At 73.2% G+C, this 16,630-nt stretch carries 13 protein-coding genes and 1 tRNA gene; 9 read left to right on the forward strand and 5 right to left on the reverse strand.

Annotated elements, in window-relative coordinates:
- Positions 1–218: 218 nt before the first annotated feature.
- Positions 219–1,307, reverse strand: coding sequence for a ThiF family adenylyltransferase (locus ACFV61_RS27740; protein ID WP_380342849.1), 1,089 nt, complete (start codon positions 1,305–1,307; stop codon positions 219–221).
- A 324-nt stretch (positions 1,308–1,631) separates the two neighbouring features.
- On the opposite strand from ACFV61_RS27740, the gene ACFV61_RS27745 reads away from it, so the two are divergent.
- A complete protein-coding gene (locus ACFV61_RS27745; protein WP_380494499.1) occupies positions 1,632–2,288 on the forward strand; it encodes a M48 family metallopeptidase in 657 nt (218 codons plus the stop codon).
- A gap of 271 nt (positions 2,289–2,559) precedes the next feature.
- Here ACFV61_RS27745 and ACFV61_RS27750 read toward each other — a convergent pair whose 3' ends face one another.
- Together ACFV61_RS27750 and ACFV61_RS27755 are read right to left on the reverse strand one after the other, a co-directional pair.
- Positions 2,560–3,147, reverse strand: coding sequence for an NUDIX hydrolase (locus ACFV61_RS27750; protein WP_380494501.1), 588 nt, complete (start codon positions 3,145–3,147; stop codon positions 2,560–2,562).
- Entirely contained in the window at positions 3,144–4,700 is a 1,557-nt protein-coding gene (locus ACFV61_RS27755) for a zinc-dependent metalloprotease (RefSeq protein WP_380494503.1), read from the reverse strand. Before ACFV61_RS27755 ends, ACFV61_RS27750 begins: the two co-directional genes overlap by 4 nt.
- Before the next feature lie 200 nt (positions 4,701–4,900).
- Here ACFV61_RS27755 and ACFV61_RS27760 point away from each other — a divergent pair, with 200 nt between their 5' ends.
- From ACFV61_RS27760 to ACFV61_RS27775, 4 genes are all read left to right on the forward strand, one after another.
- Entirely contained in the window at positions 4,901–6,049 is a 1,149-nt protein-coding gene (locus tag ACFV61_RS27760) for an NAD-dependent epimerase/dehydratase family protein (protein WP_107452871.1), read from the forward strand.
- Between the two features lie 109 nt (positions 6,050–6,158).
- On the forward strand, positions 6,159–6,599 hold the full coding sequence (locus ACFV61_RS27765; protein WP_363377185.1) for a molybdenum cofactor biosynthesis protein MoaE: 441 nt from the start codon (positions 6,159–6,161) through the stop codon (positions 6,597–6,599).
- Positions 6,600–6,903: 304 nt separating this feature from the next.
- Entirely contained in the window at positions 6,904–7,095 is a 192-nt protein-coding gene (locus ACFV61_RS27770) for a hypothetical protein (protein WP_063347895.1), read from the forward strand.
- A gap of 42 nt (positions 7,096–7,137) precedes the next feature.
- Positions 7,138–8,253 (forward strand): PDZ domain-containing protein, encoded by a 1,116-nt coding sequence (locus ACFV61_RS27775; protein ID WP_063347894.1) that lies wholly within the window; start codon positions 7,138–7,140, stop codon positions 8,251–8,253.
- Positions 8,254–8,333: 80 nt separating this feature from the next.
- Here the strand turns inward: ACFV61_RS27775 and ACFV61_RS27780 are convergent, their stop codons facing one another.
- A complete protein-coding gene (locus tag ACFV61_RS27780; protein ID WP_063347893.1) occupies positions 8,334–8,915 on the reverse strand; it encodes a PPA1309 family protein in 582 nt (193 codons plus the stop codon).
- A gap of 199 nt (positions 8,916–9,114) precedes the next feature.
- Here ACFV61_RS27780 and ACFV61_RS27785 point away from each other — a divergent pair, with 199 nt between their 5' ends.
- From ACFV61_RS27785 to ACFV61_RS27795, 3 genes are all read left to right on the forward strand, one after another.
- Positions 9,115–12,054 carry a UPF0182 family protein gene (locus ACFV61_RS27785; protein ID WP_380494505.1) on the forward strand — a complete coding sequence of 980 codons (2,940 nt, stop codon included), beginning with the start codon at positions 9,115–9,117 and terminating at the stop codon, positions 12,052–12,054.
- A gap of 76 nt (positions 12,055–12,130) precedes the next feature.
- Positions 12,131–12,204: transfer RNA gene (locus tag ACFV61_RS27790), tRNA-Met, on the forward strand.
- Between the two features lie 356 nt (positions 12,205–12,560).
- Positions 12,561–14,537: a tetratricopeptide repeat protein gene (locus ACFV61_RS27795; protein WP_380380228.1), complete on the forward strand. Its 1,977-nt coding sequence runs from the start codon at positions 12,561–12,563 to the stop codon at positions 14,535–14,537.
- A 39-nt stretch (positions 14,538–14,576) separates the two neighbouring features.
- Here the strand turns inward: ACFV61_RS27795 and ACFV61_RS27800 are convergent, their stop codons facing one another.
- Positions 14,577–14,996 (reverse strand): Fur family transcriptional regulator, encoded by a 420-nt coding sequence (locus ACFV61_RS27800; RefSeq protein WP_063347892.1) that lies wholly within the window; start codon positions 14,994–14,996, stop codon positions 14,577–14,579.
- Positions 14,997–15,099: 103 nt separating this feature from the next.
- Here ACFV61_RS27800 and ACFV61_RS27805 point away from each other — a divergent pair, with 103 nt between their 5' ends.
- Positions 15,100–16,575 (forward strand): catalase, encoded by a 1,476-nt coding sequence (locus tag ACFV61_RS27805; RefSeq protein WP_063347891.1) that lies wholly within the window; start codon positions 15,100–15,102, stop codon positions 16,573–16,575.
- Positions 16,576–16,630 lie beyond the last annotated feature (55 nt).

Raw genomic sequence — 16,630 nt, forward strand, 5'->3', positions numbered from 1 at the left:
CGGCTGGTGGACACCCCCGCGGCGGGTCCGCGCCCCCCCCCCCCCCCGCCGTCCCCCCCCCCCCCCCCCTCGTGGTCGCCCCCCCCCCCCCCCCCCGGCCGCCCCCCGGGCCATGGGCTCACCTGGCCGGGCGCCGGCCCGGTCCACCGTGGCGTGGGGCCGGGCGGCTGCCGAGCCTCGCAGCCGCCGGGCCTGCGCCCGGCGGGTTCCTCTCCTCCTTACCTCGGTGGCTGCGGCTGCCAGAGGCACCCGCAGTCCGGATGTCCACGCAGTCGCAGACGTCGTGGCATCCCTTCGCCGGCCGATACCTCGCACCACCCGTCCACGCTCGGCGGCCGCCCGCCGTCCAGGTGGATCTGGACGTGCAGTGCCGCCAGGCCGGCCACCATCGTGGCCAGGGCCGTGTCGCAGGCCGGGGTGCGCGCCCGGCCGGGCCCGCCGTCCGCCAGCTGGGCCAGGATCCGGGGCCAAGCGGCGTCCTCGTCCTCCCGGCGCAGGACCAGGCAGTGTCCGCAGGCCGACACCCCTGGCAGCACCAGGGGCCCGACCACCCCGAACTCCTCGACCACTCCGACGTACAGGTGCGGCACCCCGGCCCGGAGCAGCAGTCGGGCCTCGTACGTCCCGCCGGCGAACGCCCCGCTCCCGTCCCGGGGCGCGAGCACCACGAGGTCGGGCGGCGGCCCGTCGGGCTTTCGCCGGGGCACGGGCACCAGTGGTCGGCCCGACGCCCGTTGCACGGCCTCCCGGGCGGCCGTCAACCGCAGCCGCCCGACGTCCCCCGGCGGCAGTCCTGCCGGGGAGCAGTCCCCGGGGCGCACCCGGCCGCCGTCCACCACGGTGACCGTGCCCGCCCCGCCGGCCGAGAGCACGGCCGCCACGGCGGCGCCCACCCGGCCCGCGCCGCGGACCTCGATCCGGGCGCCGGCCCGCCGGGCCAGGACCGCCGGTGCGGCGCCGGGGCCGGAGTGGACCAGGGACAGTGAGGCGAGGTCCGGCCCGAGCAGGTCCCGGTGGGGCTGGGGGAAGCGGGCCAGCGCGGTGCCGGTCGCCTCCGCGTCGTCCAGTAACCCGGTCTCCTCCAGGTCGGTCAGCAGTGCGTCGGCGGGCTCCCGGCCCAGGCCGAGCTGCTCGCCGGCCTCCAGCAGTTCGGGGCGCTCCCTGGTCCCGTCGACCAGGCCGAGGAAGTCGCAGAGGGTCTTGTCGGCCTGGCCGAGCACCCCGGCGTAGCGGGTGATGGTCCCGAACTGCAGGGTGTCGGAGTCCCGCCAGCTGCGGGACAGGGCGGGCTTCAGTACGAGGCGCACGGCGATCTCCCTTCCGATCGTTTCCGGACGGCTGACCGCAGCATGCCCCATCGCGCCGACGCCGTGCGCAAAGTTATCCACAGGCTCGGGCTCATGATCACATCATCTGTTCGCAGACCCTGTGGATAACTGCCCATCCGCTCCGGCGCCAGTTTCCGGACACCCGCCGTCGACTTTTCGTTCCCGATCACTCCACGAAAGATTTCGGCCACGGCACCGGACTTCTGTCCGTGGTACCGGGTAACGTCGTGTGCCATGGCAGCCGAGCGGGACTCCCATCCACCGGCGTCGCGTCGGCGTGCCCGTGCAGCGTCCGGGTCGCAAGTGGCGGCGCCCGGCACGCGTGGGCGTCGGGACCAGGATCAGCAGGCGAGGCCCGCGTCGCCGCAGCACCCGGCCGCCGCCGCGCCACCGGAGCCGCACGACCGCGGCCGGGTGGAAGTGCGCCGCAGCGCCCGCCGCAGCCGCACCGTCTCGGCCTACCGCGAGGGCGACCGCACGATCGTGCTGATCCCGGCCCGGATGTCGCACGCCGAGGAGCAGCGCTGGGTCGCGCAGATGCTGGAGAAGCTCGCCGCCCAGGAGAGCCGCCGGATCCTCGGCGACGACGCGCTGATGGACCGGGCCCGTGGGCTGTCGGCCGCCTACCTGGGCGATCGCGCCCGGCCCGCCCAGGTCCGCTGGGTCACCAACCAGAACTCGCGCTGGGGCTCGTGCACCCCCAGCGAGGGGACGATCCGCCTCTCCCACCGTCTGCAGGGCATGCCGGAGTACGTCCTCGACTACGTGCTGCTGCACGAGCTCGCCCACCTGCTGGTGCCGGACCACGGCCCGGCGTTCTGGGCCCTGCTGGAGGCCTACCCCCGGACCGAGCGGGCCCGCGGCTACCTGGAGGGCGTGGTCTCGGCGGCCCGGCTGCCGCACATCCCCGGCGCCCGGCACGCCGACCGGGATGCCGATCCGGCCTGTTCCTGCGGCTGACGGCTTGACGCCCGGGCGGGAGGCGGCGGTGAAGAGGGTGGCGAGGAGAACGACGCGGGGAACGACGCGAGGAACGACGCGGGGAACGAAAAGAGGGGGCGGGGGGGGGGGAGGGCCCGCCCCCCCCGACCCGCGTGAAAACACCCAAGGAATCCCCCGGGCCGCGCCCCCCCGCCCGCGGCGTCTCGCGCCCCGCCGCAGCCGACCGCGCGCCCCCCCCCCCCGCCCCCGGCGCCCCCCCCCCCCCCCCCCCCCCTCTTCGGGTTTCACCTCAGCTGGTCAGCCGGCGGGCCCGTGCCACCAGGTCCCGCACCGAGTGGTCGGTCAGCTCCGGCAGCCGGTCGTAGTCGAACCAGCGCAGGTCCAGCGACTCCTCGCTGATCAGCGCCTGCGCACCGGCCGGGGCCACCGCGATGTACTGGACGTCCAGGTGGGTGTTCTCCGGCCGGTCCTTGCCGGTGCAGCGGACCAGGTGCCGGTCCAGCTTGGCCGGCACCGGGACGCCGTCCACCTCCAGCAGGGCCAGGTCGGGGATGCCGGACTCCTCGACGGCCTCCCGCAGCGCCGCCGACGCGAGGTCCCGGTCGTCGGGCTCGCAGTGCCCGCCCATCTGCAGCCAGATGCCGACCTTGGGGTGCAGGGTCAGCAGCACCCGCCCGGCCGCCGGGTCGACGACCGCCGCGCTCGCGGTGATGTGCGCGGGCAGGCAGGACCGGTACAGGCCCTCGGGCTGCTCGGCCAGGTGCGCCAGGTAGTCGAGCCGCAGCCGGTCCTGCTCCTCGTCGGCGGGGCGCCACCCGGTCAGGGTGCGCACGGCGTCCGCGTGCAGGGACGTCGCCCCGGTTTCGGTGGCCGTCATGCGGTGGGCTCGCCCTTTCCGTCGGTGCCGTCGCCGTCCTGCTTCGGCTCGTCGCTCTTCGCCGGCCCGTCGTTCTTGGTGAGGTCCGGCTTGGCGGCGGTGCCGCCCGCGGCGGCCTCGCCGAGCAGCTTGTCGATCGCGTCGAAGTCGAGGCCGCCCTCCAGGTCGCCGGTGCCCCGGTGCACGAAGGCGTCCGGGTCGTCCAGGTCGGCGGCGGTGGGCAGCATGTCCGGGTGCTGCCAGAGCGCGTCGCGGCCCTCGATGCCGCGCGCGTCGGCGAGCAGCGCCCACAGCCGGGCGGCGTCGCGCAGCCGGCGCGGGCGCAGCTCCAGGCCGACCAGGGTGGCGAAGGTCTGCTCGGCGGGCCCGCCGGCGGCGCGGCGGCGGCGGACGGTCTCGCGCAGCGCGCCGGCCTGCGGCAGGTGCGGTTCGGCGGCGGCGTGCACGACCGCGTCGACCCAGCCTTCGAGCAGGGCGAGCGCGGTCTCCAGGCGGGCGAGCGCGGCCTTCTGCTCGGGGGTGTCCTCGGGCTGGAGCAGCCCGCCGGCCAGCGCCTCCTGGAGCGCCTCCGGGTTGTTCGGGTCGAGCTGGCCGACGAGCTCCTCCATCCGGGAGGTGTCGACCTTGATGCCGCGGGCGTAGGCCTCGACGGCGCCGAGCAGGTGGGCCCGCAGCCACGGCACGTGGGCGAAGAGCCGCTGGTGGGCGGCCTCGCGCAGGGCGAGGTAGAGCCGGACTTCGTCGGCGGGCACGTTCAGGCCCTCGCCGAACTCGGCGACGTTCTGCGGCAGCAGTGCGGCCTTGCCGGCCGGGGCGAGCGGCAGGCCGACGTCGGCGGAGCCGACCACCTCGCCGGCGAGGGCGCCGAGCGCCTGGCCGATCTGGGTGCCGAACATGGCGCCGCCCATGGAGCGCATCATGCCCATCAGCGGGCCGGCCATGGCCTGCATCTCCTCGGGCAGGACGCCGCCCATGGCGTTGCCGACCCGCTCGGCGACCGGGTCGACGAGGTCCTTCCAGACCGGGAGGGTGGCCTCGATCCACTCGGCGCGGCTCCAGGCGACGGCGGAGGCGGCGCCGGAGGGGAACTCGGTGACGCCGTCGAGCCACAGGTCGGCGAGCCGGACGGCCTCGGCGACGGCGGAGTGCTCGGCGGCGCTGACCGAGCGGTCCTTGCTCTTGCCCTCGGCGGGTTCGGCGACGACGCTCTGGCGGGCGATGTTCTTGGCGAGGTCCCAGTTCACCGGGCCGCCCTCGAACGAGAGCATCTGCCCGAGCTGCTGGAACGCGCTGCCGAGGTCGTTGGGGTTGAGGCCGCCGAACATCGCGGCGAACGGGTTTTCGGCCCCGCCGGGGCCGCCCGGGGCTCCGCCGCCGGGCATACCGAACAGGGCGCCGAACGGGTTGCCGGCGCCGAAGCCGAACGGCTGCGCGCCGCTCTGGTCGGAGCCTGCGGGGCCCTGGTCCTTCTTCTGCTGCTCGTTGTCGGGCTTGGCCTTGCCGTCCTCGGGCTCCTCGGGCGGAACGCCGAATCCGAAGGGAAGGTCGCTCACGGGGTCCTCGATCCGGTCGGCCGTCATACGGGTGTGGCGGGAAGTGCTGCCCGCCCGGGGCACCGGCGGAGTGGGGGACTCGTGGGCGGCTCCAGTGCGGCAGGCCCGCGCCGGGTGCACCGCCGGGCCTTCGCCTCGGGCAGGATGGACGTACGTGACACACGTCCGTACGCACATAAGCTAACCGTGGAGGATGGTCGGTGAGTTCCCCGCCTTCGGACGTTCGCTCTGGGCTGACCGGAGACGAGGACGCCCCGGACATCACGGCGTCGCCGCCTCCAGCCTACGGCGGACGGCCGCTGACCGTGGCCGTCACCGGTGCCGCCGGTGTGATCGGCGAGCGGGTCGCGGCCCGTCTGGTCGCCTCGCCGCACGTGCGCAGGGTGCTGGCGGTGGACGACCGGCGCGGTGAGGTGCCGGGTGTGCAATGGCGGGTGCTGGACGTGCGGGACCCCGCGGTGGCCGAGCGGTTGTCCGGGGTGGACGTGGTGGTGCACCTGGCGATGGACTTCGGCATGGAGTCGGATCCGCGCGCCCGCAGCGCCTACAACGTGCGCGGCGCGCAGACCGTGCTGACGGCGGCCGCGGCCGCCGGGGTGCACCGGGTGGTGCTCTGCACCTCCGCGATGGTCTACGGCGCGCTGGCCGACAACGAGGTGCCGCTGGCCGAGGACTCCGAGCTGCGGGCGACCGAGGAGGCCTCGCTGGTCGGGGACCTGCTGGAGATCGAGCGCCTGGCCCGCCGGGCGCCGCGCGCCCACCCGGGGCTGCAGGTGACGGTGCTGCGTCCGGCGGTGGTGGTCGGCCCCGGCGTGGACACCGTGCTGACCCGGCACTTCGAGGCGCCGCGGCTGCTGGTGGTGGCCGGTTCCCGCCCGTGCTGGCAGTTCTGCCACGTGGACGACCTGGCGGCGGCGCTGGAGTACGCGGCGCTGGGCCTGGTGGAGGGCGAGGTGACGGTCGGCTGCGACGGCTGGCTGGAGCAGGAGGACGTGGAGCGGCTGTCGGGGATCCGGCGGATGGAGCTGCCGGCCTCGCTGGCGCTGGGCACCGCGGCCCGGCTGCACCGGCTGGGCCTGACCCCGGCCCCGGCGGGGGACCTGGCCTACACGATGTACCCGTGGGTGGTGTCCGGCAGCCGGTTGCACGAGGCGGGCTGGCGTCCGGAGCACAGCAACGAGCAAGTGCTGGCCGAGCTGCTGGGCCAGGTCGCCGGGAAGCACGCGGTGGCCGGGCGCCGGCTGGGCGGCAAGGAGGCCGCGACCAGCCTGGGGGCGGCCGGGGCGACGGTGGCGCTGGTCGGTACGGCCGCGCTGGTGCGCCGGGCCCGCAAGCGGCGCCGCTTCTGAGGCCGGTGGCCCCGAGGGCTGGAGCAGGTTTTCTCACGATGCGGAATCCCGCCATCGTGATGCGGAACCCGCTTGCCTCAAACCACCCGGGATGGGGAATCATGGGGGCATGCCCGAGAACCAGGACCCCATCCGCCTGCTCGCCGTCCGCGACACCCCGCTCTCGCTGGACGAGGTGTACGAGGCGGTCGGCGACGACGCGGCCGGCGGGACGACCGTCTTCGTCGGGACGGTCCGAGACCACGACGGCGGCAAGTCGGTCACCGCGCTGGAATACAGCTGCCACCCCACCGCCGAGCAGGAGATGCGCCGGATCGCCGAGAAGGTCGTCGCCGACTTCCCGGTGCGGGCGCTGGCCGCGGTGCACCGGGTCGGCCGGCTGGAGATCACCGACAAGGCGGTGATCGTCGCCGTGTCCTGCGCCCACCGGGGCGAGGCCTTCGCGGCCGCCCGGCGGCTGATCGACGACCTCAAGCACGAGGTGCCGATCTGGAAGCACCAGGTCTTCGCCGACGGCGAGGAGGAGTGGGTCGGCGCCGGCAGCTGCTGACCCGGGCGCCCCCTGTGGACCGGACCGGACCGGACCGGATCGGACCAGATCGGACCAGATCGGACCGGCCGCGACCGGACGGGGCCTAAAGGGGTCGATCGGCTGCGGAGAGTCGCCATCGGTGCACGGAATGCGACGAGCATGCCGGACGGGCCGGGCTCTCACTCGAACGGGTCCGGGTCAGTGGGCCGAATACTCCCTGGCAGTGAGCCGATCGGCCGTCCCGTAACCCGGACGGCGCCGCCCGCGTTGTCCGCCGGAGTGGTTAATCTGCTCATAGACACGACGAGCTGGGAGTACTGATATGGGTGCGCTCGCCTGGTTGATCATTCCGGTCATCGCCGTCCTGCTCGCCGCCTTGTGGGCGGGCTGGGCCCAACGCGCCCCGAGGGCCACGGGGGACCCGGCCTCGCTCGCCGAGCACCGGCGCTTCATGGCCGCGATGGAACGCACCACCGCCGGGAGCACCGCCTCCGAGGACGGTTCCGGCCGGTAGCCCGGGGGGCGTCCGCTCATCCGCGTCCCGTACTGTCGAGGCATGCCACGCCGCTCCGCGACGATGCTCGCTGCCACCCTGCTGCTCATAGCGCTGCTCTGCGTCTCGGTGCTGATGAAGGTGCCGTACACGGAGATGAGCCCGGGGCCGACGTACAACACGCTCGGCAACCAGGGGGGCAAGTCGGTGATCACCATCACCGGGCGCGACTCGTACCCGACCACCGGGCACCTCAACATGACCACCGTCCAGGTCACCGGGGCCAAGTACGAGCCCAGCCTGGTCAACGCGGTGGTCGGGTGGCTGCGCGACGACGTGATGGTCGTGCCGCACGACAACGTCTACCCGAAGGGGCAGACGGACGCCGACGCCAAGAAGCAGAACGCCGAGGAGTTCGCCTCCTCCGAGGACAGCGCCCGCACCGCCGCGCTCAACCAGCTGGGCATCCCGGTCGGCACCGAGCTGATCATCAAATCGGTCACGGCGGGGGCCCCGGCGGAGGGCCGGCTGCACGCGGGCGACCAGATCGTGGCCGTCGACGGCACGCCGGTCAGCACGGTCGAGCAGGTGGTGGCCGCGGTCACCAAGCACAAGCCCGGCGAGTCGGCGGTCTTCACCGTCGTCCCGCGGGTCAAGGACGCGACCGGCAACGGCGGCGCCAACCCGGGGGACCGGACCGACGTCACCGTCCCCACCGTGCGGGCCAAGGACCTCGACCCGAAGGCCCCGGCCGAGCGGGCGGAACTCGCGGTGGTCGGCATCGGCACCACGATCCGGCACACCTACCCGTTCCAGATCGACATCGGCCTCCAGGACGTCGGCGGGCCGAGCGCCGGGCTGATGTTCTCGCTCGGCATCATCGACAAGCTCACCCCCGGCGGCGACCTCACCGGCGGCCGGTTCGTGGCGGGCACCGGCACCATCGACGACGACGGCAAGGTCGGCCCGATCGGCGGGATATCGATGAAGCTGATCGCCGCCAGGGACGCCGGCGCCGAGTACTTCTTCACCCCGTCCTCGAACTGCGCCGAGGCGACCAAGAACGTCCCGTCCGGACTGAACCTGATCAAGACGGACACGCTGGACGGCGCGCTGAAGTCGCTGGAGCAGATCCGCTCCGGGCAGACCTCCGCGCTGCCGTCCTGCGCCGTGAAGTAGTGCCGTGAACTAATGCCGCGGCGTAGTGCCGTGGCGTAGTGCCGTGAACGTGGAGTGGTGCGGCCGGGGCGGCCGGGGGGCTACGAGAAGGTCGCCAGCAGCGCCGCGGTCAGGCCGGGCACCAGGTCCGGGCCGGTCAGCACCTCGCGGGCGACGTCCTTGGAGCGCAGCCGCAGCGCGATCTCCTTCTTGCCGTTGCGCAGCACGGCGGCGGTGATCCGCACCTCCTCGCGCTTGGGGTGGTTGGCCACCCACTCGGCGAGCTGGGCGTCGCTGGCGTTGCGCGGGCGGGTCTGCTCGGAGCCCGGCGGCAGCATCAGGCGCTCGACGACCAGGGCGCAGCCGACCACCGCGTCGGGCCAGGCGATGGTGCCGAGGAACTTGTCCAGCTCCATGCCGGCCGGCAGCTCGTCCTGCTCGACCGGGGTGAGGCCGGCCGTGTCGTCGTCGCCGAGGCCGAGCTGGGCGGCGATCTTCGGGTCGGCCTTGCGCAGGGCGGTGCTGTCCACCAGGGCGAACAGCCGGGCCGGGAGGTCCCAGCCGAGCGTGGCGGCGTACTCGTCGATCTCCAGCGCGGCCCGGGTGAGCGGGGTGGCGGCGGGGAGCTTGGAGACGTCGTCGGGAGAGCCGGGGGAGTTGAGTGCATTGGACGCGTCGGACATGCCTCAATCCTCACACGCCGGGCGGGGGCCCGGGCGCCGGGCGCCGCGAGCGGGCCGGGGAACGGCCGGGACGGGGAACGTCGTCGTAACCGTCTGCTAACGGTGGGAACTCGGCCAAAGCCTGGTTAAGTTTCCCTGAAGACCGACTGACTCCAGTGACTCCAGACGACACAGCTGAGGTGCCACCGTGGTATTCCAGATGCCGGAACGCTCAGGGCCGGGTTTCCGGCGAAGGGTAGGGCCGCCCTCCCGGCGGGCGCGGGTGGCCCTGCTGACCCTGGGCGTGCTCGCGGTGCTGTTCCTGCTGTTCGTCATGTTCGCCGGGTTCTGGACGGACTGGCTGTGGTTCAGGTCCGTCCGTTACTCCTCGGTGTTCACCACGCAGCTGTGGACGAAGATCGGCCTGTTCGCGGTGTTCGGCCTGCTGATGGCGGTGATCGTCGGCTTCAACGTCTGGCTGGCGCACCGGCTGCGGCCGCCGCTGTCGGCGATGTCGGTCGAGCAGCAGAGCCTGGACCGCTACCGCTCGGGCCTGGCGCCGTTCAAGCGCTGGGCGCTGATCGGCGTCTCGCTGGTGATCGGCCTGGTGGCGGGCGCCGCGGCGTCCGGCCAGTGGCGGACCTGGCTGATGTGGACGAACGCGACGCCCTTCGGCGAGAAGGACGCCCAGTTCGGCATGGACGTCTCGTTCTACGCCTTCGACCTGCCGTTCTACGAGTTCGTGCTGGGCTTCGCGTTCAGCGCGGTGATCGTCTCGCTGCTGACCTCGGCGCTGGTGCACTACCTGTACGGGGGGCTGCGGCTGCAGGGCCCGGGCCGTCGGGCGAGCGCGGGCGCGCAGGGGCACCTGGCGGTGCTGCTGGGCGTGTTCGTGCTGCTGAAGGCGGTGGCGTACTGGCTGGACCGGTACGCGCTGGCGGTGAAGACCGGCTCCTACAAGGGGGTCTCCGGCTGGACCGGCCTGCGCTACGTGGACGCCAACGCGTTCCTGCCGGCCAAGACGATCCTGTTCTTCGTGGCGATCATCTGCGCGCTGCTGTTCTTCCTGACGCCGGTGCGCCGCACCTGGGCGCCGGCCCTGATCGGGCTGGGGCTGATGGTGCTGTCGGCGGTGCTGATCGGCGGGCTGTACCCGGCGATCGTGCAGCAGTTCCAGGTCAAGCCAAACGAGCAGGCCAAGGAAACGCCGTACATCCAGAAGAACATCGACGCGACGCGGCAGGCGTACGGGATCGCGGACGCGCAGACCACCCAGTACAGCCCGCAGGGGTCGACGACGGCCGAGGCGCTCAAGCCGGACGCGCAGACCATCTCCGACATCCGGCTGCTGGACCCGAACGTCGTCTCGCCGACCTTCCAGTCGATCGAGCAGCAGCGCAACTACTACGCCTTCCCGAACACCCTGGACGTGGACCGCTACGGCTCCGGCACGGACAAGCAGGACACCGTGATCGGTCTGCGCGAGCTGGACCTCAACGGCGTGCAGCGCAACTGGATCAACGACCACTTCAAGTACACCCACGGCTACGGCGCGGTCGTCGCCAAGGGCAACCAGGTCAGCGACAAGGGCGAGCCGGTGTTCACCGAGTCCGGCCTGCCGGCCACCGGTGCGCTGGGCGACTACCAGCAGCGGATCTACTACGGCGAGAAGACGACGTCGTACTCGATCGTCGGCGGCTCGAACAAGGAGATCGACTACACCACCAAGACCGGCGAGAACAAGGAGTACACCTACACCGGCAACAGCGGTGTCTCGCTGGACAACCCGATCACCCGGGCCGCGTACGCGGTGCGCTTCGCCGAGCCGCAGATCCTGTACGCGGGGGCGATCACCGACGGCGCGAAGGTGATCTACAACCGGACGCCGAAGGAGCGGGTGGAGAAGGTCGCCCCGTGGCTGTCGATCGACGCCGACGCGTACCCGGTGGTGCAGGACGGCCGGGTGGTCTGGGTGCTGGACGGCTACACCACCTCGGACGGCTACCCGTTCTCGTCGAAGACGACGCTGGGCACCGCGACCAAGGACTCGCTGACCAACCAGCGCGGTGAGCTGCTGACCGTCGCCAACCAGGTCAACTACATCCGCAACTCGGTCAAGGCCACGGTGGACGCCTACACCGGCGAGGTGAAGCTCTACCAGTGGGACGAGCAGGACCCGGTGCTGAAGACCTGGATGAAGGCGTTCCCCGGCACCGTCGAGCCGAAGGCGGACATCCCGGGCACGCTGCTGCCGCACCTGCGCTACCCGCAGGACATGTTCAAGGTGCAGCGCGACCTGCTCGGCCAGTACCACGTGACCGACGCCAACTCCTTCTTCAACGGCAGCGACATCTGGCAGATCCCGGTCGACCCGACCAGCGACACCAAGCAGGTCCAGCCGCCGTACTACGTGACGGTGCGGATGCCGGACCCGCAGGTCACCTCGGCGAGCTTCTCGCTGACCACGACCTTCGTGCCCAACGGCCGCCCGAACCTGGCCGCGTTCATGGCCGTCAACGCCGATCCGGGGCCGGACTACGGGAAGATCCGCATCCTGAAGATCTCGGGGGACAACAGCGCCCCCGGCCCGGGCCTGGTGCAGTCGACGTTCAACTCCCGGCAGGAGGTGGCCTCGCAGATCTTCGCGCTGAAGAGCGGCGGTGACACCGAGCTGGAGTACGGCAACCTGCTGACCCTGCCGGTCGGCGGCGGGCTGCTCAACGTCGAGCCGGTGTACGTGCGCGGACGCGGCGCCAAGTACCCGACGCTGCAGAAGGTGCTGGCGGTGTACGGGAACGACAACGTGGCGTTCGAGAACACCCTGGAGGACGCGCTGAAGAAGGTGTTCGCCGGGGCGGCCCCGGGGACCACGCCGACCGCGCCGTCCACGCCGAACAACCCGGGGACGCCCACCAACCCGGGGACGGCGGCGCCGGGCGGGACGATCTCGCCGGAGCTGCAGAAGGCGCTCGGGGACGCGGAGAAGGCGTACAACGACAGCCAGACCGCGTTCAAGAACGGCGACTGGGTGGCCTACGGCAACGCCCAGAAGGCGCTGGGCGACGCGCTGAAGGCGGCCGAGGCGGCCCGCGGCGGGAGCCCGGTGCAGGCCCCGACGCCGGGTACGACCCCGGGCGCGACGCCGTCCGGACAGCCGTAGCCGTAGTCGCGGCCCGCTGAGCTGCGGCAACCGATTCCTGTTCCACCCCGCACCCGTGCTATGGTTCAACTACCGACGCGGGGTGGAGCAGCTCGGTAGCTCGCTGGGCTCATAACCCAGAGGTCGCAGGTTCAAATCCTGTCCCCGCTACTCAGTGGACAGAGGCCCGGAGGATTCTTCCTCCGGGCCTCTGGCGTTTTCCCCCCGAAGCGGCGGGAACCGCTCCGGTACCATCAACCGTCGCCAACGACGACGGCAAGGGGTTTGTGGGGTCCGAGTGTCGGGAAATCGACAAAGCGCCGAAGCAATTTCGTCGGCTTCGGGTCGGCCCCGCCCGAATTCGGCCGGGGCAGGTGTACGCGGGTTGCGGGTGGTGCGACGATGGGACACATGGGGGACGGTGCGCGGCTGCTGACCGGCCGTCGGTTCCGGCGCCTCCCCTGGGGGTCCCCCCGGCCGCGGGCCGGGGCACGATGCCGCGACACTCTGGGGGAGCGGGAGTCGGCATGAGGCTGATCGGCAAGAACGGGTCAGGCACCAAGTCCGCGGCGGCCACCGAGGCGGACACCGACGCCTGGGCGGAGAGCCCCGAGAGCCGCCCCGGAGCCCTGCCCGCCCAGCGCACCAGTGGCTTGTCCGAGCGTCCCCCGGTCGCCGGCTACGGCCCCGACAGCCTGGTCCACGTGTCCACCCGTCAGTTCGCCGACGCCGTCCGCCCGTACGGGCCCGACGGCGCCGCCGCCGACGGCCCGAACGCCGCCGCGCTCGACCCGGCCGGCCTGGACACCACCAGCTTCGAGACCGCGCTGGCCGCCCGCGAGAGCGCCGCGTTGGAGGCCCGCCACCGGCAGGCCGCCGACGACGGCGACCCGGACGCCGCCAGCCGGCTCGGCACCCTGCTGCTGCGCCGCGGCGACCTGGAGGACGCCGAGCCCTACCTGCGCGCCGCCGCGGCCGCCGGGACGCGCGCCGCCGCCAACAACCTCGGCGTGCTGCTGCACCAGCAGGGCCACCGGGCCGAGGCCGCCCAGTGGTGGCGCCATGCCGCGGTGGCCGGCAGCGCCCCCGCCGCGCACGCGCTCGGGCTCCAACTGCGCGACCAGGGTGAGGAGGAGGCCGCCGAGTACTGGCTGCACTTCGCCGCCGACCACGGCCACCCGCTCGGCGCCTACGCGCTGGGCGACCTGATGGAGCACCGGCGCGACGTGCGCGCCGAGCGCTGGTTCAAGGTCTCCGCCGACGCCGGGCACCGGGAGGCCGCCTACCGGCTGGCCCGGATGCGCGAGGCCGCCGGGGACAAGGAGACCGCCGAGGCCTGGTACCGCACCGCCGCCGCCCGCGGCCACGCCCGCGCCGCGCTGCGCCTGGGCGTGCTGCTGGAGGAGCGCGCCGCCACCGACCAGTCGCTGCTGGAGGAGGCCGCCCGCTGGTACCGGCAGTCCGCGCAGAACGGCGAGCCGCGCGCCGCCTGCGCGCTGGGCTTCCTGCTGCGCGACTCCGGGGACCTGGCCGCCGCCGCCGAGTGGTGGCGGGAGGCCGCCGAGGCCGGCGACGGCAACGCCGCCAACGCGCTGGGCGCCCTGCACGCCGGCCGCGGCGAGGCCAAGGAGGCCGAGCGCTGGTACCGCACCGCCCTGGACGCGGGCGACCAGAACGGCGCCTTCAACCTCGGCCTGCTCTGTGTCGCCACCGGCCGCGACCAGCAGGCCGAGCAGTGGTACCGCCGGGCCGCGTACGCCGGGCACCGGGAGGCCTGCAACGCGCTGGCCGTGGTGCTGTTGCAGCGCGGCGAGGAGACCGGCGCCGAGCCGTGGTTCTCCAAGGCGGCCGAGGCCGGCAGCGTGGACGGCGCGTTCAACCTGGGCGTGCTGCACGCCGGGCGCGGCGAGCAGCGGCAGGCCCAGGAGTGGTACGCGCGGGCCGCCGCCGAGGGTCACGGCGAGGCCGCGCTGCAACTGGCCGTCGCCCAGGAGCAGCGGGGCAACCTGGCCGGCGCGCTGGAGCGCTACCGGCAGGCGGCGTCCGGCGGGTCGGCGGAGGGCGCGTTCCGGCTGGCCTCGGTGCTGGACCGGCGCGGTGACGCGGACACCGAGGCCGAGCACTGGTACGCGCTGGCGGCCGATGCCGGGCACCGGCGGGCGCAGGTGCGGATGGGGGTGCGGGCGGCCGAGCGCGGCGCGCTGGAGATCGCCGAGAGCTGGTACCGGCGGGCGGCCGAGGCCGGCAGCCGCAGCGCCGCCTTCAACCTGGGGCTGCTGCTGGCCCGGCAGGACCGCGAGGCGCAGGCGATGCTCTGGTACACCAGGGCGGCCGACGCCGGGCACGGGCGGGCGGCGCTGCGCCTGGCGCTGCTGGCGCTGCGCCGGGGGGAGCCGGTGCAGGCGGAGAACTGGTGCCGCCGGGCGGCCGACTACGGGCCGGCCGAGGTGGCGGAGCGGGCCGGGCGCCTGCTGGGCGCGCTGCACGCGGAGCTGAGCGCGTAGGGCGGGTGCGGCGGTTCCCGCCGGGCGGGCGGGGCCGCGTTACGGCGTGCCCGTGCAGTCCGGGCACAGGCCGCGGTAGGTGACCTCGGCGGTGGTGACGGTGAAACCGAAGCGTTCGCCGGCCGGGAGGGCGGCGAGCGGGTCGCCGTGCGGGTGGACGTCGCGGATGGCGCCGCAGCCGGAGCAGACCAGGTGCTGGTGGGCGCGGTGGGCGTTGGGGTCGTAGCGCTTGGCGCGCCCGTTGGTGGCGACCTCCAGGACCTCGCCGAGGCCGACCAGTTCGCCGAGGGTGTTGTAGACGGTCGCGCGGCTGATCTCGGGCAGGCGGGCGACGGCGCGGGCGTGCACCTCGTCCGCGGTGAGGTGGACGTGGTCGCCGTCGAGGACCTCGGCCACGACCCGGCGCTGTGAGGTCAGCCGCCAGCCGCGTCCGCGAAGTCGTTCCAGCAGGTCGCTCATGGGAACAGGGTAAGTCACGCTCTTAGATTGGTTCCAGTGTTGACTTGGACAAAGTCCAAGTTAGGATCGAGTCGTCACGACCGGATAACGCGGAGGCCCTCTTATGACGACCCAGGACGAGCTGCGCCCCACCCTCACCACGGAGGCGGGTGCCCCCGTCGCCGACAACCAGAACACCGAGACCGCGGGCCCCGGCGGCCCGGCGCTCATCCAGGACCAGCAGCTCTTCGAGAAGCTCGCGCACTTCAACCGCGAGCGGATCCCGGAGCGCGTGGTGCACGCCCGCGGCGCGGCGGCCTACGGCACCTTCACGGTGACCGCCGACCTGGCGCCCTACACCCGGGCCTCGTTCCTGTCCGAGGTCGGCAAGCAGACCGAGGTCTTCCTGCGGTTCTCCACCGTGGCCGGCAACCTCGGCTCGGCCGACGCGGTGCGCGACCCGCGCGGCTTCGCGCTGAAGTTCTACACCGAGGAGGGCAACTACGACCTCGTCGGCAACAACACCCCGGTGTTCTTCATCAAGGACGCCGTGAAGTTCCCCGACTTCATCCACACCCAGAAGCGCGACCCGTACACCGGCTCCCAGGAGGCGGACAACGTCTGGGACTTCTGGGGCCTGTCGCCCGAGGCCACCCACCAGGTGACCTGGCTGTTCGGCGACCGCGGCATCCCGGCCAGCTACCGCCACCTCAACGGCTACGGCTCGCACACCTTCCAGTGGCAGAACGAGGCCGGCGAGCACTTCTGGGTCAAGTACCACTTCAAGACCGACCAGGGCATCAGGAACCTCACCCAGGACGAGGCCAACCGGCTGGCCGGCGAGGACCCGGACAGCCACCAGCGCGACCTGCGCGAGTCGATCGAGCGCGGCGAGTTCCCCAGCTGGACCGTGCAGGTCCAGATCATGCCGGCGGCCGACGCGGCGCAGTACCGCTTCAACCCCTTCGACCTCACCAAGGTCTGGCCGCACGCCGACTACCCGCCGGTCGAGATCGGGCGGCTGGAGCTCAACCGCAACCCCGACAACGTCTTCGCCGAGGTCGAGCAGTCGATCTTCTCCCCGTCGCACTTCGTGCCCGGCATCGGCCCGTCCCCCGACAAGATGCTGCAGGGCCGCCTGTTCGCGTACGCGGACGCCCACCGCTACCGCGTCGGCATCAACGCCGACCACCTGCCGGTGAACCGCCCGCACGCCACCGAGGCGCGCACCAACAGCCGCGACGGCCACCTGTACGACGGCCGCCACGGCCGCCAGAAGAACTACGAGCCGAACAGCTTCGGCGGCCCGGTGCAGACCGGCCGCCCGCTGTGGGCCGCCACCGCGGTCACCGGCGCCACCGGCAACCACGAGGCGCCCTCGCACGCCGAGGACGACGACTTCGTGCAGGCCGGCAACCTGTACCGGCTGTTCTCGGAGGACGAGAAGCAGCGGCTGATCGCCAACCTGGCCGGCTTCATCGCCAAGGTCTCCGCCGACCGCGAGGACATCGTCGAGCGGGCGGTCGACAACTTCCGCAAGGCCGACGCCGACTACGGGCAGCGGCTGGAGGCGGCCGTCCGGGAGCTGCGCAAGCAGTAGCCGGGACGCGCCCCGATGAGCGGCGGGCCCGGTCGACCAGAGGACTGGTCGACCC

Source organism: Kitasatospora sp. NPDC059817 (genome assembly GCF_042731835.1).
Classification (GTDB): Bacteria; Actinomycetota; Actinomycetes; order Streptomycetales; family Streptomycetaceae; genus Kitasatospora.